We start from the raw sequence: 19,074 nt of genomic DNA on the forward strand, positions 1-19,074 counted from the left end.
CCCCTGCTCGCGGCGGCCCCGCCGCTGGTCCCGCAGCGGCTCGGCTCGGCCGCGTTCCTGGCCGCGCACGGCGTGTGCCAGCCCTACCTCGCCGGGGCCATGGCGGGCGGCATCGCCTCCGCCGACATGGTCATCGCCCTCGCCCGCGAGGGATACCTCGGCTCGTTCGGCGCGGCCGGACTGCTGCCGGAGACCATCGAGAAGGCGCTCGCCCGGTTCGCGGCGGAGATCCCCGGCCGGCCGTTCGCCGTCAACCTCATCCACAGCCCCAGCGAGGAGCGGCTGGAGCGGGAGGCCGTCGAACTCTTCCTGCGGCACGGCGTGCGCTGCGTCGAGGCGTCCGCGTTCATGGCGCTGAGCCCGCACGTCGTGCGCTACCGGCTGGCCGGCCTGCGGCAGGGCCCGGACGGCCAGGCCGTCGCCGAGCACCGGGTGATCGCCAAGATCTCCCGCACCGAGACCGCCGAGCGGTTCATGCGGCCCGCCCCGGCCGCCACCGTCAGCGCCCTGCTGGAGCAGGGCCTGATCACCCCGCTCCAGGCCGACCTCGCGAAGTACGTGCCGATGGCCGACGACATCACGGTGGAGGCCGACTCCGGCGGCCACACCGACCGCCGTCCGCTGCCCGCGCTGCTGCCGAGCATCCTGCGGCTGCGCGACACCGTGCAGCGCGAGCACCGCTACCCGGTGCCGATCCGGGTCGGTGCGGCGGGCGGGCTCGGCACGCCGCTCGCCCTCGCCGCGGCGTTCGCGATGGGCGCCGCGTACGTCGTCACCGGCTCGGTCAACCAGTCGTGCGTGGAGTCCGGGGCGTCCCGGGCGACGAAGACGCTGCTCGCCGAGGCCGGCATCGCCGACTTCGAGATGGCGCCGGCCGCCGACATGTTCGAGCTCGGCGTCGAGCTGCAGGTGCTGAAGAAGGGCACGCTCTTCCCGATGCGGGCCAAGAAGCTGTACGAGCTCTACCAGGCCTACGACGGCCTGGAGGCGCTGCCCGAGGGGGAGCGGGCCCGGCTGGAGGCGCAGGTGTTCCGGCGGCCGCTGGCCGACGTGTGGGACGAGTGCGTCGGCTACTTCGAGCGCCGCGACCCCGCGCAGCTCGCCCGGGCCGCGGACAACCCGAAGCGGCGGATGGCACTGGTCTTCCGCTGGTACCTCGGGATGTCCTCGCGCTGGGCGACCGTCGGCGACCCCGACCGCACGCTCGACTACCAGATCTGGTGCGGCCCGGCGATGGGCAGCTTCAACGACTGGGTGACCGCCAGCTACCTCAAGGCGCCCGGCAGCCGGCGCGTCGCCGAGGTCGCGCACCACCTGATGCGCGGCGCGGCGTTCCACACCCGGCTGGCGCAGCTCCGCACGGCGGGCGTGCACGTGCCCGCCGCCGCGGCCGACTACCGGCCGGTGCCGCTGGAGTCGTCGGTCGGCTCCCTGGAGGGGGCGAGATGACCGACGTCCTCGACCGGCTGGCGGCGCCCGCCGAGCAGCTGGAGCAGCGGCTCGGCCCCGCCGACGACCCCGCCAACCCGTACGGCTTCGCCGCCGCGGCCCGCCGCGACGACGCCGGCGCCTACCCCGACGACCTGGCCGCGGCGCTCCGCTCGGCCGGCTTCCACCTCGACTACCTGCCGGCCGGGATGGGCGGCACCTTCGCCTCCTTCGACCGCAGCCTGCTCCTCGTGCGGGCCGCGGCCCGCCGCGACCTCAACGCGATGCCGGCGACGATGTTCTCCGTCACCGCCGCCACCTGCGTACGCCTGCACGGGTCCGCCGCGCAGCAGGCGCAGGTCGCCGGACTGCTGCGGGCGGGCGGCGCGGTGGCGTTCGCCCTGTCGGAGGCCGAGCACGGCAGCGACCTGCTGGCCAACACGACCCGCCTGGTGCCCGATCCGGCGGGCGGCGGCCACCTGCTGACCGGCGAGAAGTGGATGGTCGGCCTCGGGCAGCGGTGCGACGCCGCGTACGTCGTCGCCCGCACCGGCGAGCGCGGGCCGGGGGCGTTCACCGCCGTGCTGCTCGACCTCGCCACCGCCGGGCCGGGCCTGGACCGCGGCGCGCCCGTGCCCACGGGCGGCATGCGCGGCATCGACTTCGCGCACCTGCGCTTCGACCGCCTGCCGGTCGCCGCGGAGCAGGTCGTGGGCCGGCCCGGCGAGGCGCTGGAGGTGGCGGTCAAGGCGCAGCAGGTGGTGCGGCTGATGTCCACCGCGGGCAGCCTCGGCTGCGCCGACACCGCGCTGCGCCTCACCCTCGGCTTCGCCGCCGGACGCCGTACCGGGAGGGCCGTCCTCCTGGACACCCCGTACCAGCGGCGGGAGCTGGCGGTGGCGTCGGCCGCGCTGCTCGCCGCCGACGCGGTGGCGCTGGCCGCGGCCCGCGGCATCCACGCGGCGCCCGAGCAGTTCAGCGTCTGGGGCTGCGCGGCGAAGCACGTCGTCGCGGAGGCCGTCGAGGACGCCGTCGCCCGCTGCGGCGCGACGCTGGCGACCCGGGCGGTGCTGCGGGCCGAGGGCCCGGGCGGCGGCCTCTTCCAGAAGCTGCAGCGCGACGCCGCCCTGGTGCGCGTGGTCGACACCAGCACGCTCGCCAACCTGCGGTCGTTCAGCGGCCAACTGCCCGCCCTGGCACGGGCGGGGACGGTGACGGCGGACGACGACCGCGCCCGGGCGGTCTTCGCGCTCGACGCGCCGCTGCCGCCGTACGACCCGGCCCGGCTCGACCTCAACGCGCGCGGCCGCGACCTGCCGACCGGCACGCTCGGTGCGGTCGCGGCGCCCGCCGCGGCCGCCCTCGCGGAGGGCGGCGCACCCGCGGTCGCGGCCCTCGCCGAACAGCTGCACGCCGCCCTGCTCGCGCTGCCCGCCGAGGCGGAGCAGGCCCGGCCCGGCAACGAACTCGTCGACCTCGCCGAACGGTTCGCCTGGCTGCAGGCCGGGGCCTGCTGCCTGCAGCTGTGGTGGGCGAGCCGGCACCTGCCGCTGTACGGGCAGAAGCCGGGCTCCGCCGGCTGGCTCGGCGCCTGCCTGGCCTACCTGCTGGCCCGGGCCGACGGCCGGCCGCCGCGCCGCGCGGCCGAGCTGCTCGCCCCGGCCCTCGACACCGTGCTCGACCTCACCGCGGCGGGCCGGATGTACGCGGCCGCGCCCGCGGCGCTGGCCTGACCGCCCCCTGCCCTCACGTGACCGGAGGAGACCGGTGTCGAAGTCAGAACTCGAACGGCTCGCATCAGAGTTGGAAAACCACCTGGGAGATCCGCACGATCCGGCGAGCCGCATGCCGTTCGAGCGGATCCTCGACCACGACGAACGCGAGGAGTACCCGTACGCCTTCGTCAACCTGCTGCAGCGCTGGGGGGTGCACGAGTACAACATCCCCGAGGCGCAGGGCGGCCGGGCCGGCGACGTCGAGACCGGCTTCAACCTGCTGCGCCTCATCGCCCGCCGCGACCCGACCACCGCCACCGCCCTCATCATCACCAGCCTGGCGTTCCTGCCCGCCTGGATCGCCGGCACCGACGAGCAGAAGCAGTACCTCGTCGACGCCATGAAGCAGGGCAGCCGCTACGCCTGGGGCCTGTCCGAACGCAACCACGGCAGCGACGTGCTCAGCAACGAGATGCGCGCCGAACGCGTCGACGGCGGCTACCTGCTGACCGGCGAGAAGTGGCTGATCGGCAACGCCCGCGTCGCCGACGGCCTCACCGTCTTCGCCCGCACCAAGGAGTCGGGCGGCCCCGCCGGATACTCCATCCTCCTGCTGGAGAAGCGCCGCACCCCGGCGGGCGCCGTCGAGGAACTGCCCAACGAGCGGCTGCACGGCCTGCGCGCCCTCGACATGAGCGGCATCCGGGTCGACGGCGTCTTCGTGCCCGAGGCGAACCGCCTCGGCGCCGAGGGCGCCGGCCTGGAGATCGCCCTGCAGACCTCCCAGGTCGCCCGGACCCTCATCGGCTCCATCGCCCTCTCCGCCGTCGACACCGCCCTGCGGGTCACCCTCGACTTCACCGAGCACCGGGTCATCTTCGGCCGCACGGTCAGCGACATCCCGTACTCCCGGCGCCAGCTGGCCGAGTGCTTCGCCGACCTGATGGTCGCCGACGCGGTCAGCCTCGGCGCGGTCCGCAGCCTCCAGCTCGTGCCGGAACAGGCCAGCGTGTGGTCGTCGGTGGCGAAGTACCTGGTGCCGACGACGCTCGAACGCACCATGTCGCAGCTCAACATCGTGCTCGGCGCCCGCTTCTACCTCCGCGGCCTGCCGCACTACGGCATCCACCAGAAGATGCTCCGCGACCTCCTGGTGGCCAACTTCGCCGACGGCAACACCGTCGTCAACCTCAAGAACCTCGCCCTCCAGCTGGACGCCCTGCTCGCCGCCGCCGTCGAGCCGCCCGCCGCCGCGGCCGCCGACGCGGAGGAACGCGTCCGCACCCTGTACGGCCTCGACACCCCGCTGCCGCTCTACCGCCCCTGGGACCAGGAGCTGTACAGCCGCGGCCGGGACGACGCCCTGCTCGCCGCACCCGCCTCCCTCGCCGCCCTCCGCCGCCTCGCGGAGGAGGCCAAGGGCGACGAGCGCGACCGCCTCACCCGCGCCGCCGACACCGCCGGGGACCTCCTCGGCCGGGCCCGCGGCCTGCGCAGCCGGTGCCTCGCCCTGCGCGCCGAACTCGGCCGCGACTACGGGCAGTCCGCCGAGCTGTTCGACCTCGCCAAGGAGTACTGCCTGCTGCACGCCGTCGCCGCCTGCGTGCACACCCACGTCCACTCGGCGGAGGCCCTGGAGGACCCGCTGCCCAGCGGCGCCCTGCTGCTCCTCCAGCTGGAGCGGCTGCGCCGCCACTGGTACCCGCACGAGGCCGTCACCGACAGCGCCGTCGTCGACGAGGTGATGGACGTGCTGCGCCGCCTCTACTGGGAGAACCGGCTGTTCTCGCACCGGCCGTTCCCGCTGGCCGAGCGCACCGGCCCCGGCCCCGCCGACGGATGACCCCGTGAACGCGCACCGGAAGGAGCCCGCCCATGGCACGACACCCCCGGACCCGCGCGGCCTGCCCGTCCTGCGGGGCGGGCGGATCACGCGACCGGCTCGACCCGGATCTCAAGGTCTGCCCGCCCTGCCGGGAGCGGCTGCGCTGGGAGATGTCGGAGTGGCTGAAGCAGCTCGTCGGCATGGGCGTGCTGGGCACCGCCCCGGCGCCCCGGCCCCGGCGGAGGCGTGATGTCCGCACGTGACGGCCACCTCTGGCTGCTTCCCGAGCCCGCCGTGGAGGCGTTCGCGGCCCGGCACGGCGGGGCCGCCCTGCTCGGCCCGGACGAGCGGACGCATCTGGCCCGGCTGCGCCGCGAGGCCTCCCGGCGGCGCTTCCTCGGCGGCCGGGTGCTCGCCCGGTACGCGCTGAGCGCCCGTTCGGGCCGTCCGCTGGACGGCTGGCGGGTGCGGGCCGGTGACGACGGCCGGCCGGAACCCGAACCGGCCGGCGACGGCCTGCGCTTCAACCTCTCGCACACCGACGGCATGGTGGCGTGCCTGGTCACGGCGGGCGGCACCTGCGGGGTCGACGTCGAACCCTCGGTGGCCGGGCCGGACGCCGTCCGCCACCTGCCGCGGCACTTCGCGCCGGCCGAGCGGGCCGCTCTCGCCGTCCTGCCGGAGGGCGAGCGGCCGGCGGGGATCGCCGCGTACTGGGTGCTGAAGGAGGCCTACCTGAAGGCCGTCGGCACCGGGCTGCGCCGGGAGCTCTCCGGCTTCTCGTTCAGCCCGCCGGCCGTCACGCCCATCCGGCTGACCGACCCGCTCCGGCCGGTCGCCGAGAACGCCGCCTGGCATTTCGAACTGCTCAGTCCCGCTCCGGGTTTCGTCCTCGCCGCCGCGGTGCAGGGCGGCCGCGGCGGCCGGATCCACCGCACCCTGATCGCCTCCTAGCCTGCGAAGGAACCCCCGCATGTCTGCTCCCACCAAGCCCCGGGTCGCGGTCGTCGGCGCCGGAGTGGCCGGCCTGTCCGCCGCGTACCGGCTGCGCGAGCACGCCGAGATCACCCTCTTCGACGAGGAGCCCCGTCCGGGCGGCCACGCGAACACGATCGAGGTCGAGGACGCCGGACGGCTGCTCGGCATCGACACCGCGTTCGTGGTCTTCAACAAGCCGAGCTACCCGAACCTCAGCCGGTTCTTCACCGAGCTGGGCGTTCCCACCCGCCGCCACGAGGGCGGCTTCAACTTCTTCGACCTGGACACCGGACTCCAGTACGGCACCGAGGAGATGGCGCTGCCGGAGGACGAGGTGCTGGCCCGCTACCCCGCGGAGTTCCACACCATCTGGCGGGAGGCGCACCGCTTCCACCAGGAGGGCCGCAAGGACTTCCTGCGCAAGCGCACCGACGTGCCGCTGGGGGAGTACCTCGACCGGGGCGGCTACAGCGCCGAGTTCCGGTACGGCTACGTCATCCTGCTGTGCACGGCGGTGTGGTCGGTGCCGGCCGAGCTGATCTGGGAGATGCCGGCGACGACGGTCATCGCCTTCTTCATGGCGCACGACGAGGGCGGGCTCGGCGGCCGGCGCGTCGACTGGCAGACGGTGGAGGGCGGTTCGATCTCGTACGTGCGGCGGGCGGTGGCGGCGATCGACCCGAAGCTGCGGCTCGGCGAGCCGGTGCTGTCGGTCACCGAGCAGCCGGACGGCGTCACCGTGTCGACGGCGGCGGGCGCGGAGCGCTTCGACCACGCGGTGGTGGCCGTGCACGGCGACCAGGCCCGCCGGCTCCTCACCGAGCCGAGTGCGCTGCAGGGCGAGACGCTCGCGCGCATCCGCTACAACGCGTCCGTGGCGGTGCTGCACACCGACCCGTCGGTGATGCCCGCCGACCGGTCGCGCTGGGACAACTGGAACTACGGCAAGGTCACGGCCGACGGCGGGAGCCGCCCGTACGTCGCGTACTACATGAACCGGCTGCACGGATTCACCTCCGAGCGCGACTACTTCGTGACCCTCGACTACCCGCTGCCCGTGCGGGAGGAGACGGTGATCCGCGAGCTCCGCTACGAGCACCCGGTCATCGACCTCGATCTGCGCACCCTGCAGAAGACGATCTACCGCGTCAACGAGGGCACCCGGATCAAGCTGGCCGGTTCGTACTTCCACTCCAAGCAGCTGCACTACGACCAGATCGGTTCGCACGAGGCGGGGTTCTCCTCGGGGCTGGAGGCGGCGGAGCAGCTGCTGCGGGAGCTCGGCCGCTGAGCGGTCTCCGCGGGGCGTCCGGCCGTCGGGGCGCACCGGTCGCCGAAAAAACTGGCATCGGACATCTCCACTCTCTATAGTGGATAGTGCAAGGTGCCATTATCGGTACCGGCGGACCGCCCCGGGGTGGTTCGCCGGGCCGGCGACCGAGGAAGGCTCCCTCCATGCCCACACTCCCCTGGATCACGCCGAACGCCCCTCGGCCGCAGACCCGTGCTCTCGTGATGGCCTCCCGGCTGGAGGTCCGCTCGCTCTCCGACGTGCCGCGCTTCTTCCTGAAGTCCCTCGCCGCCTGGAAGCAGGTGCGCACCGCCCCCGGCGCCCTCGGCGCCTCGCTCATCGCCGAGCCGCTGAAGCGCACCTTCTGGACGCTCTCCGCATGGGAGACCCGCGAGGCCCTGTACACCTACGCCAAGACCGAGCCGCACTACTCGATCATGACCTCGCTGCGGTCGACCATGCGCGACTCCACCTTCACCTTCTGGGAGGTGCCGGTGGAGGAGCTCCCGATCCTCTGGCCGGACGCGCGGCGCCGGCTGGCCGAGCAGCGGCAGGCCGACGCCGCCGCGGCCGCCGAGGGTTCTGCCGCCGGGGGTGCGGCCGAGGGCTGAGGCCGGTCGGGGTCCGTGCCCGGCCCCTCCCTGTTCCGGCCCTGCGGGGCCCCGTCGCACCACACCCGAAGGAGATAGGTGTCATGTCCTCGACAGCAATGACGGGGTCCCGCCCCGCACCGGCCGACCCCGGCCCCACGGTCCCGCTCTGGCTCTCGATCGTCGCGTGCAGCGTGCCGATGTTCATGGTCGCGCTCGACAACCTGGTCGTCTCGACCGCCCTGCACACCCTCGCCGTCGACCTCAAGGCCGACACCCAGGACCTCCAGTGGTTCGTCAACGCCTACGTCCTCAGCTTCTCCTGCCTCCTGCTCACCGGCGCCGCCCTCGGTGACCGCTTCGGCCGCCGCAAGGTCTTCACCATCGGCATCGCGATCTTCACCCTCTCCTCGATCGCCTGCGGCCTCGCCGACACCAGCGCCCAGCTCATCGCCGCCCGCACCGTGCAGGGCTTCGGCGCCGCCGCCGTCATGCCGCTCTCGCTGACCCTCCTCTCGCAGGCCGTGCCCGAGCGCCTCCGCAGCCTCGCGCTCGGCCTCTGGGGCGCCGTCAGCGGCCTCGCCATCGCCCTCGGCCCGGTCGTGGGCGGCGCCGTCGTCGACGGCCTCGCCTGGGAGTGGATCTTCTGGATCAACGTGCCCGTCGGCCTGCTCGCCGTCCCGCTCGTCCTCAAGGTCCTCCGCGAGAGCCGCGGCGAGCGCGCGAGCCTCGACGTCCTCGGCATGCTGCTCGCCTCCGCCGGCCTGCTCGCCCTCGTCTGGGGCATCGTCAACGGCGCCGAGCACGGCTGGACCTCCGCCCGGATCGTCGGCGCCTTCGTCGCCGGAGCGGTCCTGCTCGTCGCCTTCGTCCTCTGGGAGCGCCGCGTCGAGCACCCGTTGCTCCCGCTCGGCTTCTACCGGATCCGCGCCTTCACCCTGACCAACATCGTCTCCGCCTCCATGTACTTCGGCGTCTTCGGGTCGATCTTCTTCCTCTCCCAGTACCTGCAGATCGCCCCGTACCGCACCCCCCTCCACGCCGGCGTGCTCACCCTCGCCTGGACGCTGATGCCGATGGTCATCGCCCCGATCGCCGGGGCGCTCACCGACCGGGTCGGCGGCGGGCGGCTGATGGCCCTCGGCCTCTTCCTGCAGGCCGCCGGCCTCGCCTGGATCAACCTGGCCGCCACCGACGACACCCCGTACTCCCGTCTGGTCGGCGCGATGCTCCTGGCCGGCGCCGGCATGGGCTTCGCGATCGCCCCGACCGCCGCCGTCGTGCTCGGCGCCGTCGGCCCGGAGCACCGCGGCAAGGCCTCGGGCGCCAACACCACCGTCCGGGAGATCGGCGGCGCGCTCGGCATCGCGGTGCTGAGCAGCGTGTTCCTGGAGTACGGCAGCCCGGACTCCGCCCAGCACTTCGTCGACGGCCTGCACCCGGCGGTCTGGGTCGGCGTCGCGGTCGTGGTCGCCGGCGGCGTCTGCGCCCTCTTCATCCCGCGCCCGCCGCGGCCGGCCGCCGGGGCGCCGGCCGAGGTGCCCGCGGACGAGCCCGCCCCGGTCGTCGCCTGACCGGTCCGCCCCGTACGCCCGCAGGCCCCCCGGAACGCTCCGGGGGGCCTGCGCGTGTGCGGGCCGCGGGCCCGAGCCGTCGCCCTCAGCCGCGGGCGGCCTCGAACGCCCGGTGCGAGGCGTCCGCCTGGGCGAGCCGGCGCATCGCACCGATCAGGGCGTCGCCCAGCACCGTGCCCAGCACCGCCCCCTCGACCTTGCTGTCCAGGCCCTCGCGGCGGCCGATCATCGCGAGTTCGGCGGTGGAGAGCCGCTCCGCGGCGACCGCGTAGTCGTCGAAGAGGTCGAGCAGGTCGTCCTGGCGGAGGTCGCGGAAGGTCACGACCAGCTGGGCGAGGGCACGCCGGGCCGGATTGTCCGGCTTGACCTCCCACCCGTGCCGCTCCACGAGGGCGTCGACCAGCTGCTCGGCCCGTGCCCAGGCGTCCGGGTCGGCCGCGACGGGTTCCGGCGTGACGGCGGCCTGGGCGATGCCGAGCACGCGGTGCAGGCTGAGGCCCGGTTCGTCGACGGCGTTGAGCACGTCGCGGGTGGCGGCGACCGAGAGCTTGCCGACGTCGACCATCGCGCGGACGAGCTTCAGCCGGTGCACGTGCGCCTCGCCGTACTGCGCCTGGTTCGGGCTGGTCAGCTCGCCGCCGGGGATCAGGCCCTCCCGCAGGTAGTACTTGATGGTCGGCACCGGCACCCCGGTCCGCCGGCTCAGCTCTCCGATGCGCATCGCGTCCCGTCTCCCGAGTGCTCCCGTGGTCCGTGCGGGTGGGCCGCGGACCGATATGGATAGCATACGTCTCCAAAATGCCCCGCGGGCCCGGACGGAGCACCCGCCCGGACGGCCCGGCGTCCCGTATACCGTGGAGCGCGTGCAGGTACTCCAGAACGCTCCGCTCGCCCCGCTGACCACCCTCCGGCTCGGCGGCCCGGCCCGCCGGCTGGTCACCGCCACGACCGACGAGGAGGTCGTCGCGGTCGTCCGCGAGGCCGACGCGGCGGGCGAGCCGCTCCTCGTCCTCGGCGGCGGCTCCAACCTGGTGATCGGCGACGCGGGCTTCGAGGGCACCGTGCTGCGGATCGCCACCCGCGGCTTCGTCCTCGACGGCACCGGCCTGGAGCTGGCCGCCGGCGAGGTCTGGGCCGAGGCGGTCGCCCGTACGGTCGACGCGGGCCTGGCGGGCATCGAGTTCCTGTCCGGCATCCCCGGCTCGGCGGGCGCCACCCCCGTGCAGAACGTCGGCGCCTACGGCCAGGAGGTCGCCGGGACGGTCACCTCGGTCACCGCCTACGACCGCCACCTGGGCGACACGGTCACCCTCACCGGCGCCGAGTGCGCCTTCTCCTACCGGCACAGCCGCTTCAAGGCCGACCCGGACCGGTACGTCGTGCTGCGGGTGCGCTTCGGGCTGGAGGACGCCGCCGGGCAGTCCTCCCCGGTGAAGTACGCGGAGGTCGCCCGGACGCTCGGCGTCCTGGCCGGCGAGCGGGTCGACCTCGCCACCGCCGCCAAGACCGTCCTGCGGCTGCGGGCGGGCAAGGGCATGGTGCTCGACGAGGCCGACCACGACACCTGGTCGGCGGGTTCGTTCTTCACCAACCCGGTGCTCACCGCCGAGCAGTACGCCGCCTTCACGGCCCGCCCGGGGGGCCCCGACGCCCCCGCCTACCCGGCGCCGGACGGCTGCACCAAGACCTCGGCGGCCTGGCTGATCGACAACGCCGGCTTCACCAAGGGCTACGGCGACGGCCCGGCGACCCTCTCCACCAAGCACACGCTGGCCCTCACCAACCGTGGCGCGGCCACCACCGCCGACCTGCTGGCGCTAGCCCGCGAGATCCGCGACGGCGTGCGCGCCGCCTTCGGCGTGGAGCTGGTGAACGAGCCCGTGATGGTGGGCGTCGCACTCTAGCGCGGCCGCCGCCGCCGGGGTGTCGGCGCCGTCCAGCCAGGCGTCGATGCCGGCCAGCAGCTCCTTGCGCACCGACTCCGGCGCCACCGAGCCGCGCACCGACTGCCGGGCCAGCTCGGCGAGCTCGGTGTCGCCGAAGCCGTGCACGGTGCGCGCCGCGTCGTACTGGGCGGCGAGCCGGGAGCCGAACAGCAGCGGGTCGTCGGCGCCCAGCGCGAGCGGCACCCCGGCCTCGAAGAGCGTCCGCAGCGGCACGTCCTCGGGGCGCTCGTAGACGCCGAGCGCGACGTTGGAGGCCGGGCACACCTCGCAGGTGACACCGCGGTCGGCGAGCCGGTCGAGCAGGCGGCGGTCCTCGGCGGAGCGCACGCCGTGCCCGACCCGGCCGGCGCCCAGGTCGTCCAGGCAGTCGCGCACCGACTCCGGGCCCGCCAGCTCGCCGCCGTGCGGAGCGGCCAGCAGCCCGCCGCTGCGGGCGATGGCGAAGGCGCGGTCGAAGTCGCGGGCGAAGCCGCGCCGCTCGTCGTTGGAGAGCCCGAAGCCGATCACGCCCTGGTCGGTGTAGCGCACGGCGAGCCGGGCCAGCGTGCGGGCGTCCATCGGCGACTTCATCCGGTTCGCGGCGACGACGACCCGGATGCCCACGCCGGTCGCCGCGGAGGCCTCCCGCACCGCGTCGAGGATCAGCTCCAGCGCCGGGATCAGCCCGCCGAGCCGCGGCGCGTACGAGGTCGGGTCGACCTGGATCTCCAGCCAGCGGGAGCCGTCGCTCCGCTCGTCCTCGGCGGTCTCCCGGACGAGCCGGCGGATGTCCGACTCGTCGCGCAGCACCGAGCGGGCGGTGTCGTAGAGGCGCTGGAACCGGAACCAGCCTCGCTCGTCGGTCGCCCGCAGCTGCGGGGGCTCGCCCGAGCTGAGCGCCTCCGGCAGTCGCACGCCGTGCTTGTCCGCCAGCTCCAGCAGGGTGGCCGGACGCATCGACCCGGTGAAGTGCAGGTGGAGGTGGGCCTTGGGGAGGGCGGCGACGTCGCGCGGGACGGAAAGGCGATCCATCCACCGATCCTGCCGCATCCGGGGGCCGAACGGGAGCCGCCCCCCTGACATCCCTCGAAAGAATGAGTTTCGACGGGATGTCAGGGGGGCGGCAACGGCCCGGGGGCCGGTCTCAGCCGCGCGCCTCGGCCAGCAGCTGCTGCAGCCGGGTGACCCCCTCGACGAGGTCGGCGTCGCCCAGGGCGTACGACAGCCGCAGGTAGCCGGGGGTGCCGAAGGCCTCCCCGGGCACGACCGCGACCTCGGCCTCGTCCAGGATCAGCGCGGCCAGCTCCGCCGAGGTCCCCGGCCGGCTGCCGCGGATCTCGCGGCCCAGCAGGCCCTTCACCGAGGGGTAGACGTAGAACGCGCCCTCGGGCTCGGGGCAGACCACGCCGTCGATCGCGTTGAGCATCGCCACGATGGTCCGGCGGCGGCGGTCGAAGGCCGCCCGCATCTCGTCGACGGCCGACAGGTCGCCCGCCACGGCGGCGAGCGCGGCCCGCTGCGACACGTTCGCGACGTTCGAGGTGGCGTGCGACTGCAGGTTGGCCGCGGCCTTCACGACGTCCGCCGGGCCGATCAGCCAGCCCACCCGCCACCCCGTCATCGCGTACGTCTTCGCCACGCCGTTGACCACGATGCACCGGTCGCGCAGCTCGGGCAGCAGGGCCGGCAGCGAGGTGAACTCCGCGTCGCCGTAGACCAGGTGCTCGTAGATCTCGTCCGTCAGCACCCACAGGCCGTGCCCGGCGGCCCAGCGGCCGATCGCCTCGGTCTCCCCGCGGGTGTAGACCGCGCCGGTCGGGTTGGACGGCGAGACGAACAGCACGACCTTGGTCCGGGGGGTGCGGGCCGCCTCCAGCTGCTCCACCGAGGCCTTGTAGCCGGTGGTCTCGTCGGTGACGACCTCGACCGGCACACCGCCCGCGAGCCGGATCGCCTCCGGGTAGGTCGTCCAGTACGGGGCCGGGACGACGACCTCGTCGCCCGGGTCGAGGATCGCGGCGAACGCCTCGTAGATGGCCTGCTTGCCGCCGTTGGTCACGAGCACCTGCGAGGCGTCGACCGCGTAGCCGGAGTCGCGCAGCGTCTTGGCGGCGATCGCGGCCTTCAGCTCGGGCAGTCCGCCGGCCGGGGTGTACCGGTGGTTCTCCGGGTCCTGGCAGGCGGCGACGGCGGCGTCGACGACGTAGCCGGGCGTCGGGAAGTCGGGCTCGCCCGCCCCGAAGCCGATGACCGGACGGCCGGCGGCCCTGAGGGCCTTGGCCCGGGCGTCCACGGCGAGCGTGGCGGACTCCGCGATGGCGCCGATCCGGGCGGACACCCGGCGGTCGGCAGGACTGGTGTGGGCGGGGGTGGGAGCGCTCATGGGTGCATGGTCGCAGAGGGGTCGGGGCCGGTCACGGGCGTTCCGGCATGTGTACCGGCCGTTCCGCGGCCCGGGCGGACGCCGTCGGCGACGGGATCACGGCGGAATGAGGTTCGACCAAACGCTCAAGAACCCGTATGCTCGTCGCTCGATGGCCCCCGAAGTGCGGTTCCGCCGATGCGTCCACCACGCAGCGTCCCGGATACGGTAGGTTGGGGGTCAACTCCGGGGCCGCGAGGCACCGTAGGGCACTAGCTCAATTGGTAGAGCACCGGTCTCCAAAACCGGCGGTTGGGGGTTCGAGTCCCTCGTGCCCTGCTGCTTGATCCGTACCGAGCCCGTTCGCTCCGCAGAGCGAGCGGGCTTGATGCGGAGAGGGCCCCGCCAGCTACGCATTCGCCGGACAGGTCGTGCCTCCAGGGCGCGCCCCTCGGCAGGACCCGGATTCAGGTGAGGACGAGTGACGGAGACCACGGGCTCCACCGCGACGCCTGAGAGCGGCAACCCCGAGGGTGCCGACGGCGCTGCCGCCACGCCTGAGGGCGATGACAAGGCTCTCTCCCGTCGCGACCGCAAGCGTGCCCGCAAGGGCGAGGGCGGCGAGCGCAAGTCGGGCAAGCGGGCCAAGAAGGGCCTGTTCGCCCGCATCGCGATCTTCTACCGCCAGATCATCGCCGAGCTCCGCAAGGTCGTCTGGCCGAGCCGCAACGAGCTGCTCCAGTACACCACCGTCGTGGTGGTGTTCGTCGTGGTGGTCATGCTGGCCGTCTACGGCATGGACACCGGCTTCGCGAAGCTCAGCCTCGTCATCTTCGGCTGATCCCCGCCGCCGGACCGGCCGACCTCTCCTCGTCGGACGCCTCCGGCCTGCCGGACGACGCCCCCGGAAGCCCGCCCGCCCGCACACCCGATCGACACCAGGCCCCGCGCCCGGTGCGGGGTGAGCGGCGAAGGCGGGCTTTCGGCGCAGACCGGGCAGGCCCGCTACCGTTGACTCGGTACTGTTGAGGTATCCGTTCCACATCCCAGGAAAGAAGCAGCGCCCGTGTCTGAGTCCCCCCTGTACGACGCCGACGAGACCGTCACCGAGGCGGATGTCGCGGCCGAGGCTGCCGACACCGAGGCCGTGGAGCAGATCCTCGACGCCGCGGACGCCGACGAGGACGAGGTCGAGGCTTCGGACGAGGCGGAGGCGGGCGAGCCGGCCGAGGTCGACGCGCTGCACGAGGTCTCCGCCGACGACGAGACCGCCGCCGACGACGAGGTGTCCGAGGCCGACGACGAGGCCGAGCCCGTCGAGGAGGTGGAGGTCGACCCGGTCGTCGAGTTCCGCGAGAAGCTCCGCCTGGCCCCCGGCGAGTGGTACGTCATCCACACCTACGCCGGCTACGAGAACCGCGTGAAGCAGAACCTCGAGCAGCGCTCGGTCTCGCTGAACGTCGAGGACCGCATCTTCGAGTCGGCCGTGCCGCAGGAAGAGGTCGTCCAGATCAAGAACGGCGACCGCAAGACCATCCGCCAGAACAAGCTGCCCGGCTACGTCCTGGTCCGCATGGAGCTGGACGCCGAGTCCTGGGGCGTCGTGCGCAACACGCCCGGTGTCACCGGGTTCGTGGGCAACGCCTACGACCCGTACCCGCTGACCCTGGACGAGGTCGTCAACATGCTCGCCCCGGACGTCCAGCGCGCCGCGGCGAAGGAGGCCGGCAAGGCCTCGCCCGTCCGCCCGGTCGAGGTCCAGGTGCTCGACTTCGAGGTCGGCGACTCGGTCACCGTCACCGACGGCCCGTTCGCCACCCTGCAGGCGACCATCAACGAGATCAACCCGGACTCGAAGAAGGTCAAGGGCCTCGTCGAGATCTTCGGCCGCGAGACCCCGGTCGAGCTGTCGTTCGACCAGATCCAGAAGAACTGACCCACGCCGTCGGCTGCGGGGCGGGGCCACGGCCCCGCCCCGCAGCCGTTTTGGTCCAGGGCCGCATCAGCGGTTAGCCTGGTCCGATGTGTGTGCCGGCGGCCGGGTGTCGCCCCGGCCGATGCGCGCACCAGCAATCGCCTCTCGGAAGGACCCGGAGAGAAATGCCTCCCAAGAAGAAGAAGATCACGGGGCTCATCAAGCTCCAGATCAACGCCGGTGCGGCCAACCCGGCGCCGCCGGTCGGCCCCGCGCTCGGTCAGCACGGCGTCAACATCATGGAGTTCTGCAAGGCCTACAACGCTGCGACCGAGTCGCAGCGCGGCATGATCGTGCCGGTGGAGATCACGGTCTACGACGACCGCTCCTTCACCTTCATCACGAAGACGCCGCCGGCCGCGCGCCTCATCCTGAAGGCCGCCGGCGTGGACAAGGGCTCCAGCGAGCCGCACAAGACCAAGGTCGCGAAGCTCACCAGCGCCCAGGTCCGCGAGATCGCCACCGTGAAGCTCCCCGACCTGAACGCCAACGACCTGGACGCGGCGGCGAAGATCATCGCCGGCACCGCCCGGTCGATGGGCATCACCGTCGAGGGCTGATCAGCCCAGTCGTCCCCGTGGTAGGGCCCAGCGCGGCCCGTTCCCACCACGAACTCCATCACCTCCAGGAGACGCAGTGAAGCGCAGCAAGGCTCTCAAGGCCGCGGACGCCAAGGTCGACCGCAGCCGCATCTACGCCCCGCTCGAGGCCGTCCGCCTCGCCCGCGAGACGTCCACCACCAAGTTCGACGCGACCGTCGAGATCGCCATGCGCCTGGGTGTCGACCCGCGCAAGGCCGACCAGATGGTCCGCAGCACCGTGATCCTCCCGCACGGCACCGGTAAGACCGCCCGGGTCCTGGTCTTCGCGACCGGCGACCGTGCCGAGGCCGCGCGTGCTGCAGGCGCCGACATCGTCGGCTCCGACGAGCTCATCGACGAGGTCGCCAAGGGCCGCCTCGACTTCGACGCCGTCGTCGCCACCCCGGACCTCATGGGCAAGGTCGGCCGCCTCGGCCGCGTGCTCGGCCCCCGTGGCCTGATGCCGAACCCGAAGACCGGCACCGTCACCCCCGATGTCGTGAAGGCCGTCAACGACATCAAGGGCGGCAAGATCGAGTTCCGCGTCGACAAGCACTCGAACCTGCACCTGATCATCGGTAAGGCCTCCTTCACCGACGAGCAGCTGGTCGAGAACTACGGCGCCGCGCTCGACGAGGTCCTCCGGAGCAAGCCGGCCGCTGCCAAGGGCCGCTACATCAAGAAGATCGCCTTCTCGACCACCATGGGCCCCGGCATCCTGGTGGACCCGAACCGCACCCGCAACCTCCTCGTCGAGGAGGACCCGGCCGCCGTCTGAGCCCCCGTGCTCCGACCGTAGCCGCGTCCTGTGCGCAGGCGCAGTCCGTCCCGACGGGCCCGCACCCTCTCCGGCAGAGGGCGCGGGCCCGTCGGCGTACGCCCGCCGGACCACGGGGCCCCCGGACCGGCGGGCGCACGGCATGACAGGGTGGGCACCCGGACACACGGCACCCGGGCACACCGCGGACGGCACACGGCGGACGGCACACGGAGGGAGGCGGCGGCATGGCGCCACGGAAGGCCCGCAGGGCGGCCACGGCCACGGCCCTCGTCCTGCTGCTGACCGCCTGCGGCGGCGGCCACGGCGGCACGTCCGCGGCGTCGCCCAGCGCCACGGCCGACCCCACCGTCCTCGCCACCCCGACCGACCGCTCCCCGCACGGGGTGCTGCTCGCCGCCCAGCTGGCGATGCACACCGCCCGCCGGGCGCGGTTCGGCGGCAACCTCGGGAGCGACTCGGTGGCGGGCCTGCTCTTCTGGGCGCCGAAGACGGTGCTCCAGCTGAAGCGCCCCGGCACCACCGAGCAGCTCGTCGTGCTCGACACCACCGCCTACCGCGGCGGGGACACCGCCACCGCGGCGCTGCTCGGCGGCCCGCACTGGCGGAAGTACACCGGGCCGGCGGGACCGGGCGGCGAGCTCACCGTGCCGTACGCGGACACCGTCGACCGGCTCAGCCCGCTGGTGGCCGTCACGGCGGCCGCCACCGCGGCGGCCCCGGAGCGGGTCGGCGAGGAGGAGCTCGACGACACCGCGGTCGAGCACTACCGGGTGGCCCTCACGGCCGCGGACTACGCCGGCGCGCAGGTCCTGCTGACACCCGCCCGCCGCGAGGCCCTGCGGGCGGCGCTGGGCGGCGACGGCGTGGTCACGCTGGACCTGTGGCTGAACGACCGCGACCAGGTCGTCCAGCTGCACCGCACCGGGTCCGGCACGGCCGGCCGGGTCGACGACACGCTGCGGTTCGAGGACTTCGGGGGGCCGCTCTCCGTCCAGGCCCCGGCGGAGGCCGACACCTGGGACGCCGCCGGCCGGAGCCTGCCCCCGCTGTAGCCGCGGTGCCCGCCGTGGGCGATTTGGCCACGGCCCGGGGTGTCGGTTACGGTGGTGTCTGCCAAAGACCGCTGGTTGTTGCCCTGCCTTCGCAAGGAGGACGGGCGACCGAAGGATCTGCGAATTGCCGCAGACGGCCCGCGCAGGAGTGTTTGGAGCTTGGACTTCCGTCCGTCGCGATTCGTCGCGCCCGGCCGTCGAGGTCGATGGAGCCCCGTGCGCCTGCGCACTGGGGCTCTCACTGTTTTTGCTGAGGCTTCCTTCCGGCCGGTGTGTCGAGGCGTTGCATGGTCGACTGCTCCATGGTCGGCCCGACTTCGACATCACGGAAGGAGGCGTAAGCCTATGGCAAGGCCCGACAAGGCTGCTGACGTCGCGGAGATCACGGACAAGTTCCGTGCCTCGAACGCGGCCGTGCTGACCGAGTACCGCGGTCTGACGGTGAAGCAGATGAAGAATCTGCGTCGCTCGCTGGGGGAGAACGCCCAGTACGCCGTGGTGAAGAACACGCTGACCAAGATCGCGGCCAACGAGGCCGGGATCTCCGAGCTGGACGACCTGTTCGCGGGTCCGACGGCTGTCGCCTTCGTCACCGGTGACCCGGTGGAGTCGGCGAAGGCTCTGCGTGACTTCGCCAAGGAGAACCCCGCTCTCATCATCAAGGGCGGTGTCCTTGACGGTAAGGCGCTGTCCGCCGATGAGATCAAGAAGCTCGCGGACCTCGAGTCCCGCGAGGTGCTGCTCGCCAAGCTGGCCGGCGGCCTGAAGGCGTCCATGGCCAAGGCCGCGGCGACCTTCCAGGCTCCGCTGGTGGAGTTCGTCCGCACCGCCGAGGCGCTGCGGGCGAAGGTCGAGCAGGGCGGTGCCGGTACGCCGGCTCCCGCCGCCGAGGACGAGGCCGCGGAGTAGTTCCGCGGGCTCCTGCCTCGCTGCGGGCCCGTACGCCCGCCATCCCGTACATCCGGCACCACCTGCCGATTTAGTGGAAGGACGCCAC

Annotated in this window: 18 protein-coding genes and 1 tRNA gene; 16 read left to right on the forward strand and 3 right to left on the reverse strand. The window is 73.5% G+C overall.

The genetic code is table 11. The features are described from left to right. From SNE206_RS10770 to SNE206_RS10805, 8 genes are all read left to right on the forward strand, one after another. Positions 1–1,449 (forward strand): PfaD family polyunsaturated fatty acid/polyketide biosynthesis protein (locus tag SNE206_RS10770; RefSeq protein WP_407913142.1); only part of this gene is annotated, 1,449 nt, incomplete at its 5' end. Next, the gene (locus SNE206_RS10775; protein ID WP_407912970.1) at positions 1,446–3,161 is read left to right on the forward strand and encodes an acyl-CoA dehydrogenase family protein; all 1,716 of its coding nucleotides are present in this window, start codon (positions 1,446–1,448) and stop codon (positions 3,159–3,161) included. The genes SNE206_RS10770 and SNE206_RS10775, both read left to right, overlap by 4 nt. A gap of 34 nt (positions 3,162–3,195) precedes the next feature. Beyond that, positions 3,196–4,986 (forward strand): acyl-CoA dehydrogenase family protein, encoded by a 1,791-nt coding sequence (locus SNE206_RS10780; RefSeq protein WP_407912971.1) that lies wholly within the window; start codon positions 3,196–3,198, stop codon positions 4,984–4,986. Between the two features lie 32 nt (positions 4,987–5,018). Further along, complete coding sequence (locus tag SNE206_RS10785) at positions 5,019–5,231, forward strand: hypothetical protein (protein WP_405012846.1); 213 nt, start codon at positions 5,019–5,021, stop codon at positions 5,229–5,231. Beyond that, on the forward strand, positions 5,218–5,922 hold the full coding sequence (locus SNE206_RS10790) for a 4'-phosphopantetheinyl transferase family protein (protein ID WP_407912972.1): 705 nt from the start codon (positions 5,218–5,220) through the stop codon (positions 5,920–5,922). Before SNE206_RS10785 ends, SNE206_RS10790 begins: the two co-directional genes overlap by 14 nt. 19 nt (positions 5,923–5,941) lie before the next feature. Further along, a complete protein-coding gene (locus SNE206_RS10795; protein WP_407912973.1) occupies positions 5,942–7,237 on the forward strand; it encodes an NAD(P)/FAD-dependent oxidoreductase in 1,296 nt (431 codons plus the stop codon). Positions 7,238–7,401: 164 nt separating this feature from the next. Continuing rightward, positions 7,402–7,848, forward strand: a complete 447-nt coding sequence (locus SNE206_RS10800) for a DUF3291 domain-containing protein (protein WP_407912974.1) — start codon at positions 7,402–7,404, stop codon at positions 7,846–7,848. Between the two features lie 83 nt (positions 7,849–7,931). Then, a complete protein-coding gene (locus tag SNE206_RS10805; RefSeq protein ID WP_407912975.1) occupies positions 7,932–9,401 on the forward strand; it encodes an MFS transporter in 1,470 nt (489 codons plus the stop codon). Between the two features lie 85 nt (positions 9,402–9,486). Here the strand turns inward: SNE206_RS10805 and SNE206_RS10810 are convergent, their stop codons facing one another. Next, complete coding sequence (locus SNE206_RS10810; RefSeq protein WP_407912976.1) at positions 9,487–10,122, reverse strand: MerR family transcriptional regulator; 636 nt, start codon at positions 10,120–10,122, stop codon at positions 9,487–9,489. Positions 10,123–10,264: 142 nt separating this feature from the next. Between SNE206_RS10810 and SNE206_RS10815 the strand changes: the two genes are divergently transcribed. Then, positions 10,265–11,305: a UDP-N-acetylmuramate dehydrogenase gene (locus tag SNE206_RS10815; RefSeq protein ID WP_407912977.1), complete on the forward strand. Its 1,041-nt coding sequence runs from the start codon at positions 10,265–10,267 to the stop codon at positions 11,303–11,305. Here the strand turns inward: SNE206_RS10815 and SNE206_RS10820 are convergent. Beyond that, the gene (locus SNE206_RS10820) at positions 11,219–12,358 is read right to left on the reverse strand and encodes an adenosine deaminase (protein ID WP_407912978.1); all 1,140 of its coding nucleotides are present in this window, start codon (positions 12,356–12,358) and stop codon (positions 11,219–11,221) included. The genes SNE206_RS10815 and SNE206_RS10820 overlap by 87 nt on opposite strands. A gap of 112 nt (positions 12,359–12,470) precedes the next feature. After that, positions 12,471–13,709 carry a pyridoxal phosphate-dependent aminotransferase gene (locus SNE206_RS10825; protein ID WP_407912979.1) on the reverse strand — a complete coding sequence of 413 codons (1,239 nt, stop codon included), beginning with the start codon at positions 13,707–13,709 and terminating at the stop codon, positions 12,471–12,473. 245 nt (positions 13,710–13,954) lie between these two features. Between SNE206_RS10825 and SNE206_RS10830 the strand changes: the two genes are divergently transcribed. The 7 genes from SNE206_RS10830 to rplJ all read left to right on the forward strand — a co-directional run bounded on the left by SNE206_RS10830 (position 13,955) and on the right by rplJ (position 18,986). Further along, a tRNA-Trp gene (locus SNE206_RS10830) sits at positions 13,955–14,027 on the forward strand. A gap of 142 nt (positions 14,028–14,169) precedes the next feature. Continuing rightward, a complete protein-coding gene (gene secE, locus SNE206_RS10835) occupies positions 14,170–14,529 on the forward strand; it encodes a preprotein translocase subunit SecE (RefSeq protein WP_405012855.1) in 360 nt (119 codons plus the stop codon). Positions 14,530–14,754: 225 nt separating this feature from the next. After that, on the forward strand, positions 14,755–15,624 hold the full coding sequence (gene nusG / locus SNE206_RS10840; RefSeq protein WP_407912980.1) for a transcription termination/antitermination protein NusG: 870 nt from the start codon (positions 14,755–14,757) through the stop codon (positions 15,622–15,624). Positions 15,625–15,788: 164 nt separating this feature from the next. After that, positions 15,789–16,223, forward strand: a complete 435-nt coding sequence (rplK, locus tag SNE206_RS10845) for a 50S ribosomal protein L11 (protein ID WP_407912981.1) — start codon at positions 15,789–15,791, stop codon at positions 16,221–16,223. Between the two features lie 76 nt (positions 16,224–16,299). Then, entirely contained in the window at positions 16,300–17,022 is a 723-nt protein-coding gene (gene rplA / locus SNE206_RS10850) for a 50S ribosomal protein L1 (RefSeq protein ID WP_405012858.1), read from the forward strand. A 227-nt stretch (positions 17,023–17,249) separates the two neighbouring features. Continuing rightward, complete coding sequence (locus SNE206_RS10855; protein WP_407912982.1) at positions 17,250–18,077, forward strand: hypothetical protein; 828 nt, start codon at positions 17,250–17,252, stop codon at positions 18,075–18,077. Between the two features lie 345 nt (positions 18,078–18,422). Continuing rightward, the gene (gene rplJ / locus SNE206_RS10860) at positions 18,423–18,986 is read left to right on the forward strand and encodes a 50S ribosomal protein L10 (protein WP_407912983.1); all 564 of its coding nucleotides are present in this window, start codon (positions 18,423–18,425) and stop codon (positions 18,984–18,986) included. Positions 18,987–19,074 lie beyond the last annotated feature (88 nt).

This window comes from Kitasatospora sp. NE20-6, from assembly GCF_045862635.1.

What these genes read in the sequence shown, in the direction of transcription:
- SNE206_RS10775 (WP_407912970.1), top strand. Translation starts at nt 1,446, where the DNA reads ATGACCGACGTCCTCGACCGGCTGGCGGCGCCCGCCGAGCAGCTGGAG.
- SNE206_RS10785 (WP_405012846.1), top strand. Translation starts at nt 5,019, where the DNA reads ATGGCACGACACCCCCGGACCCGCGCGGCCTGCCCGTCCTGCGGGGCG.
- SNE206_RS10790 (WP_407912972.1), top strand. Translation starts at nt 5,218, where the DNA reads ATGTCCGCACGTGACGGCCACCTCTGGCTGCTTCCCGAGCCCGCCGTG.
- SNE206_RS10795 (WP_407912973.1), top strand. Translation starts at nt 5,942, where the DNA reads ATGTCTGCTCCCACCAAGCCCCGGGTCGCGGTCGTCGGCGCCGGAGTG.
- SNE206_RS10800 (WP_407912974.1), top strand. Translation starts at nt 7,402, where the DNA reads ATGCCCACACTCCCCTGGATCACGCCGAACGCCCCTCGGCCGCAGACC.
- SNE206_RS10805 (WP_407912975.1), top strand. Translation starts at nt 7,932, where the DNA reads ATGTCCTCGACAGCAATGACGGGGTCCCGCCCCGCACCGGCCGACCCC.
- SNE206_RS10810 (WP_407912976.1), bottom strand. Translation starts at nt 10,122, where the DNA reads ATGCGCATCGGAGAGCTGAGCCGGCGGACCGGGGTGCCGGTGCCGACC.
- SNE206_RS10820 (WP_407912978.1), bottom strand. Translation starts at nt 12,358, where the DNA reads ATGGATCGCCTTTCCGTCCCGCGCGACGTCGCCGCCCTCCCCAAGGCC.
- SNE206_RS10825 (WP_407912979.1), bottom strand. Translation starts at nt 13,709, where the DNA reads ATGAGCGCTCCCACCCCCGCCCACACCAGTCCTGCCGACCGCCGGGTG.
- rplK (WP_407912981.1), top strand. Translation starts at nt 15,789, where the DNA reads ATGCCTCCCAAGAAGAAGAAGATCACGGGGCTCATCAAGCTCCAGATC.
- SNE206_RS10855 (WP_407912982.1), top strand. Translation starts at nt 17,250, where the DNA reads ATGGCGCCACGGAAGGCCCGCAGGGCGGCCACGGCCACGGCCCTCGTC.
- rplJ (WP_407912983.1), top strand. Translation starts at nt 18,423, where the DNA reads ATGGCAAGGCCCGACAAGGCTGCTGACGTCGCGGAGATCACGGACAAG.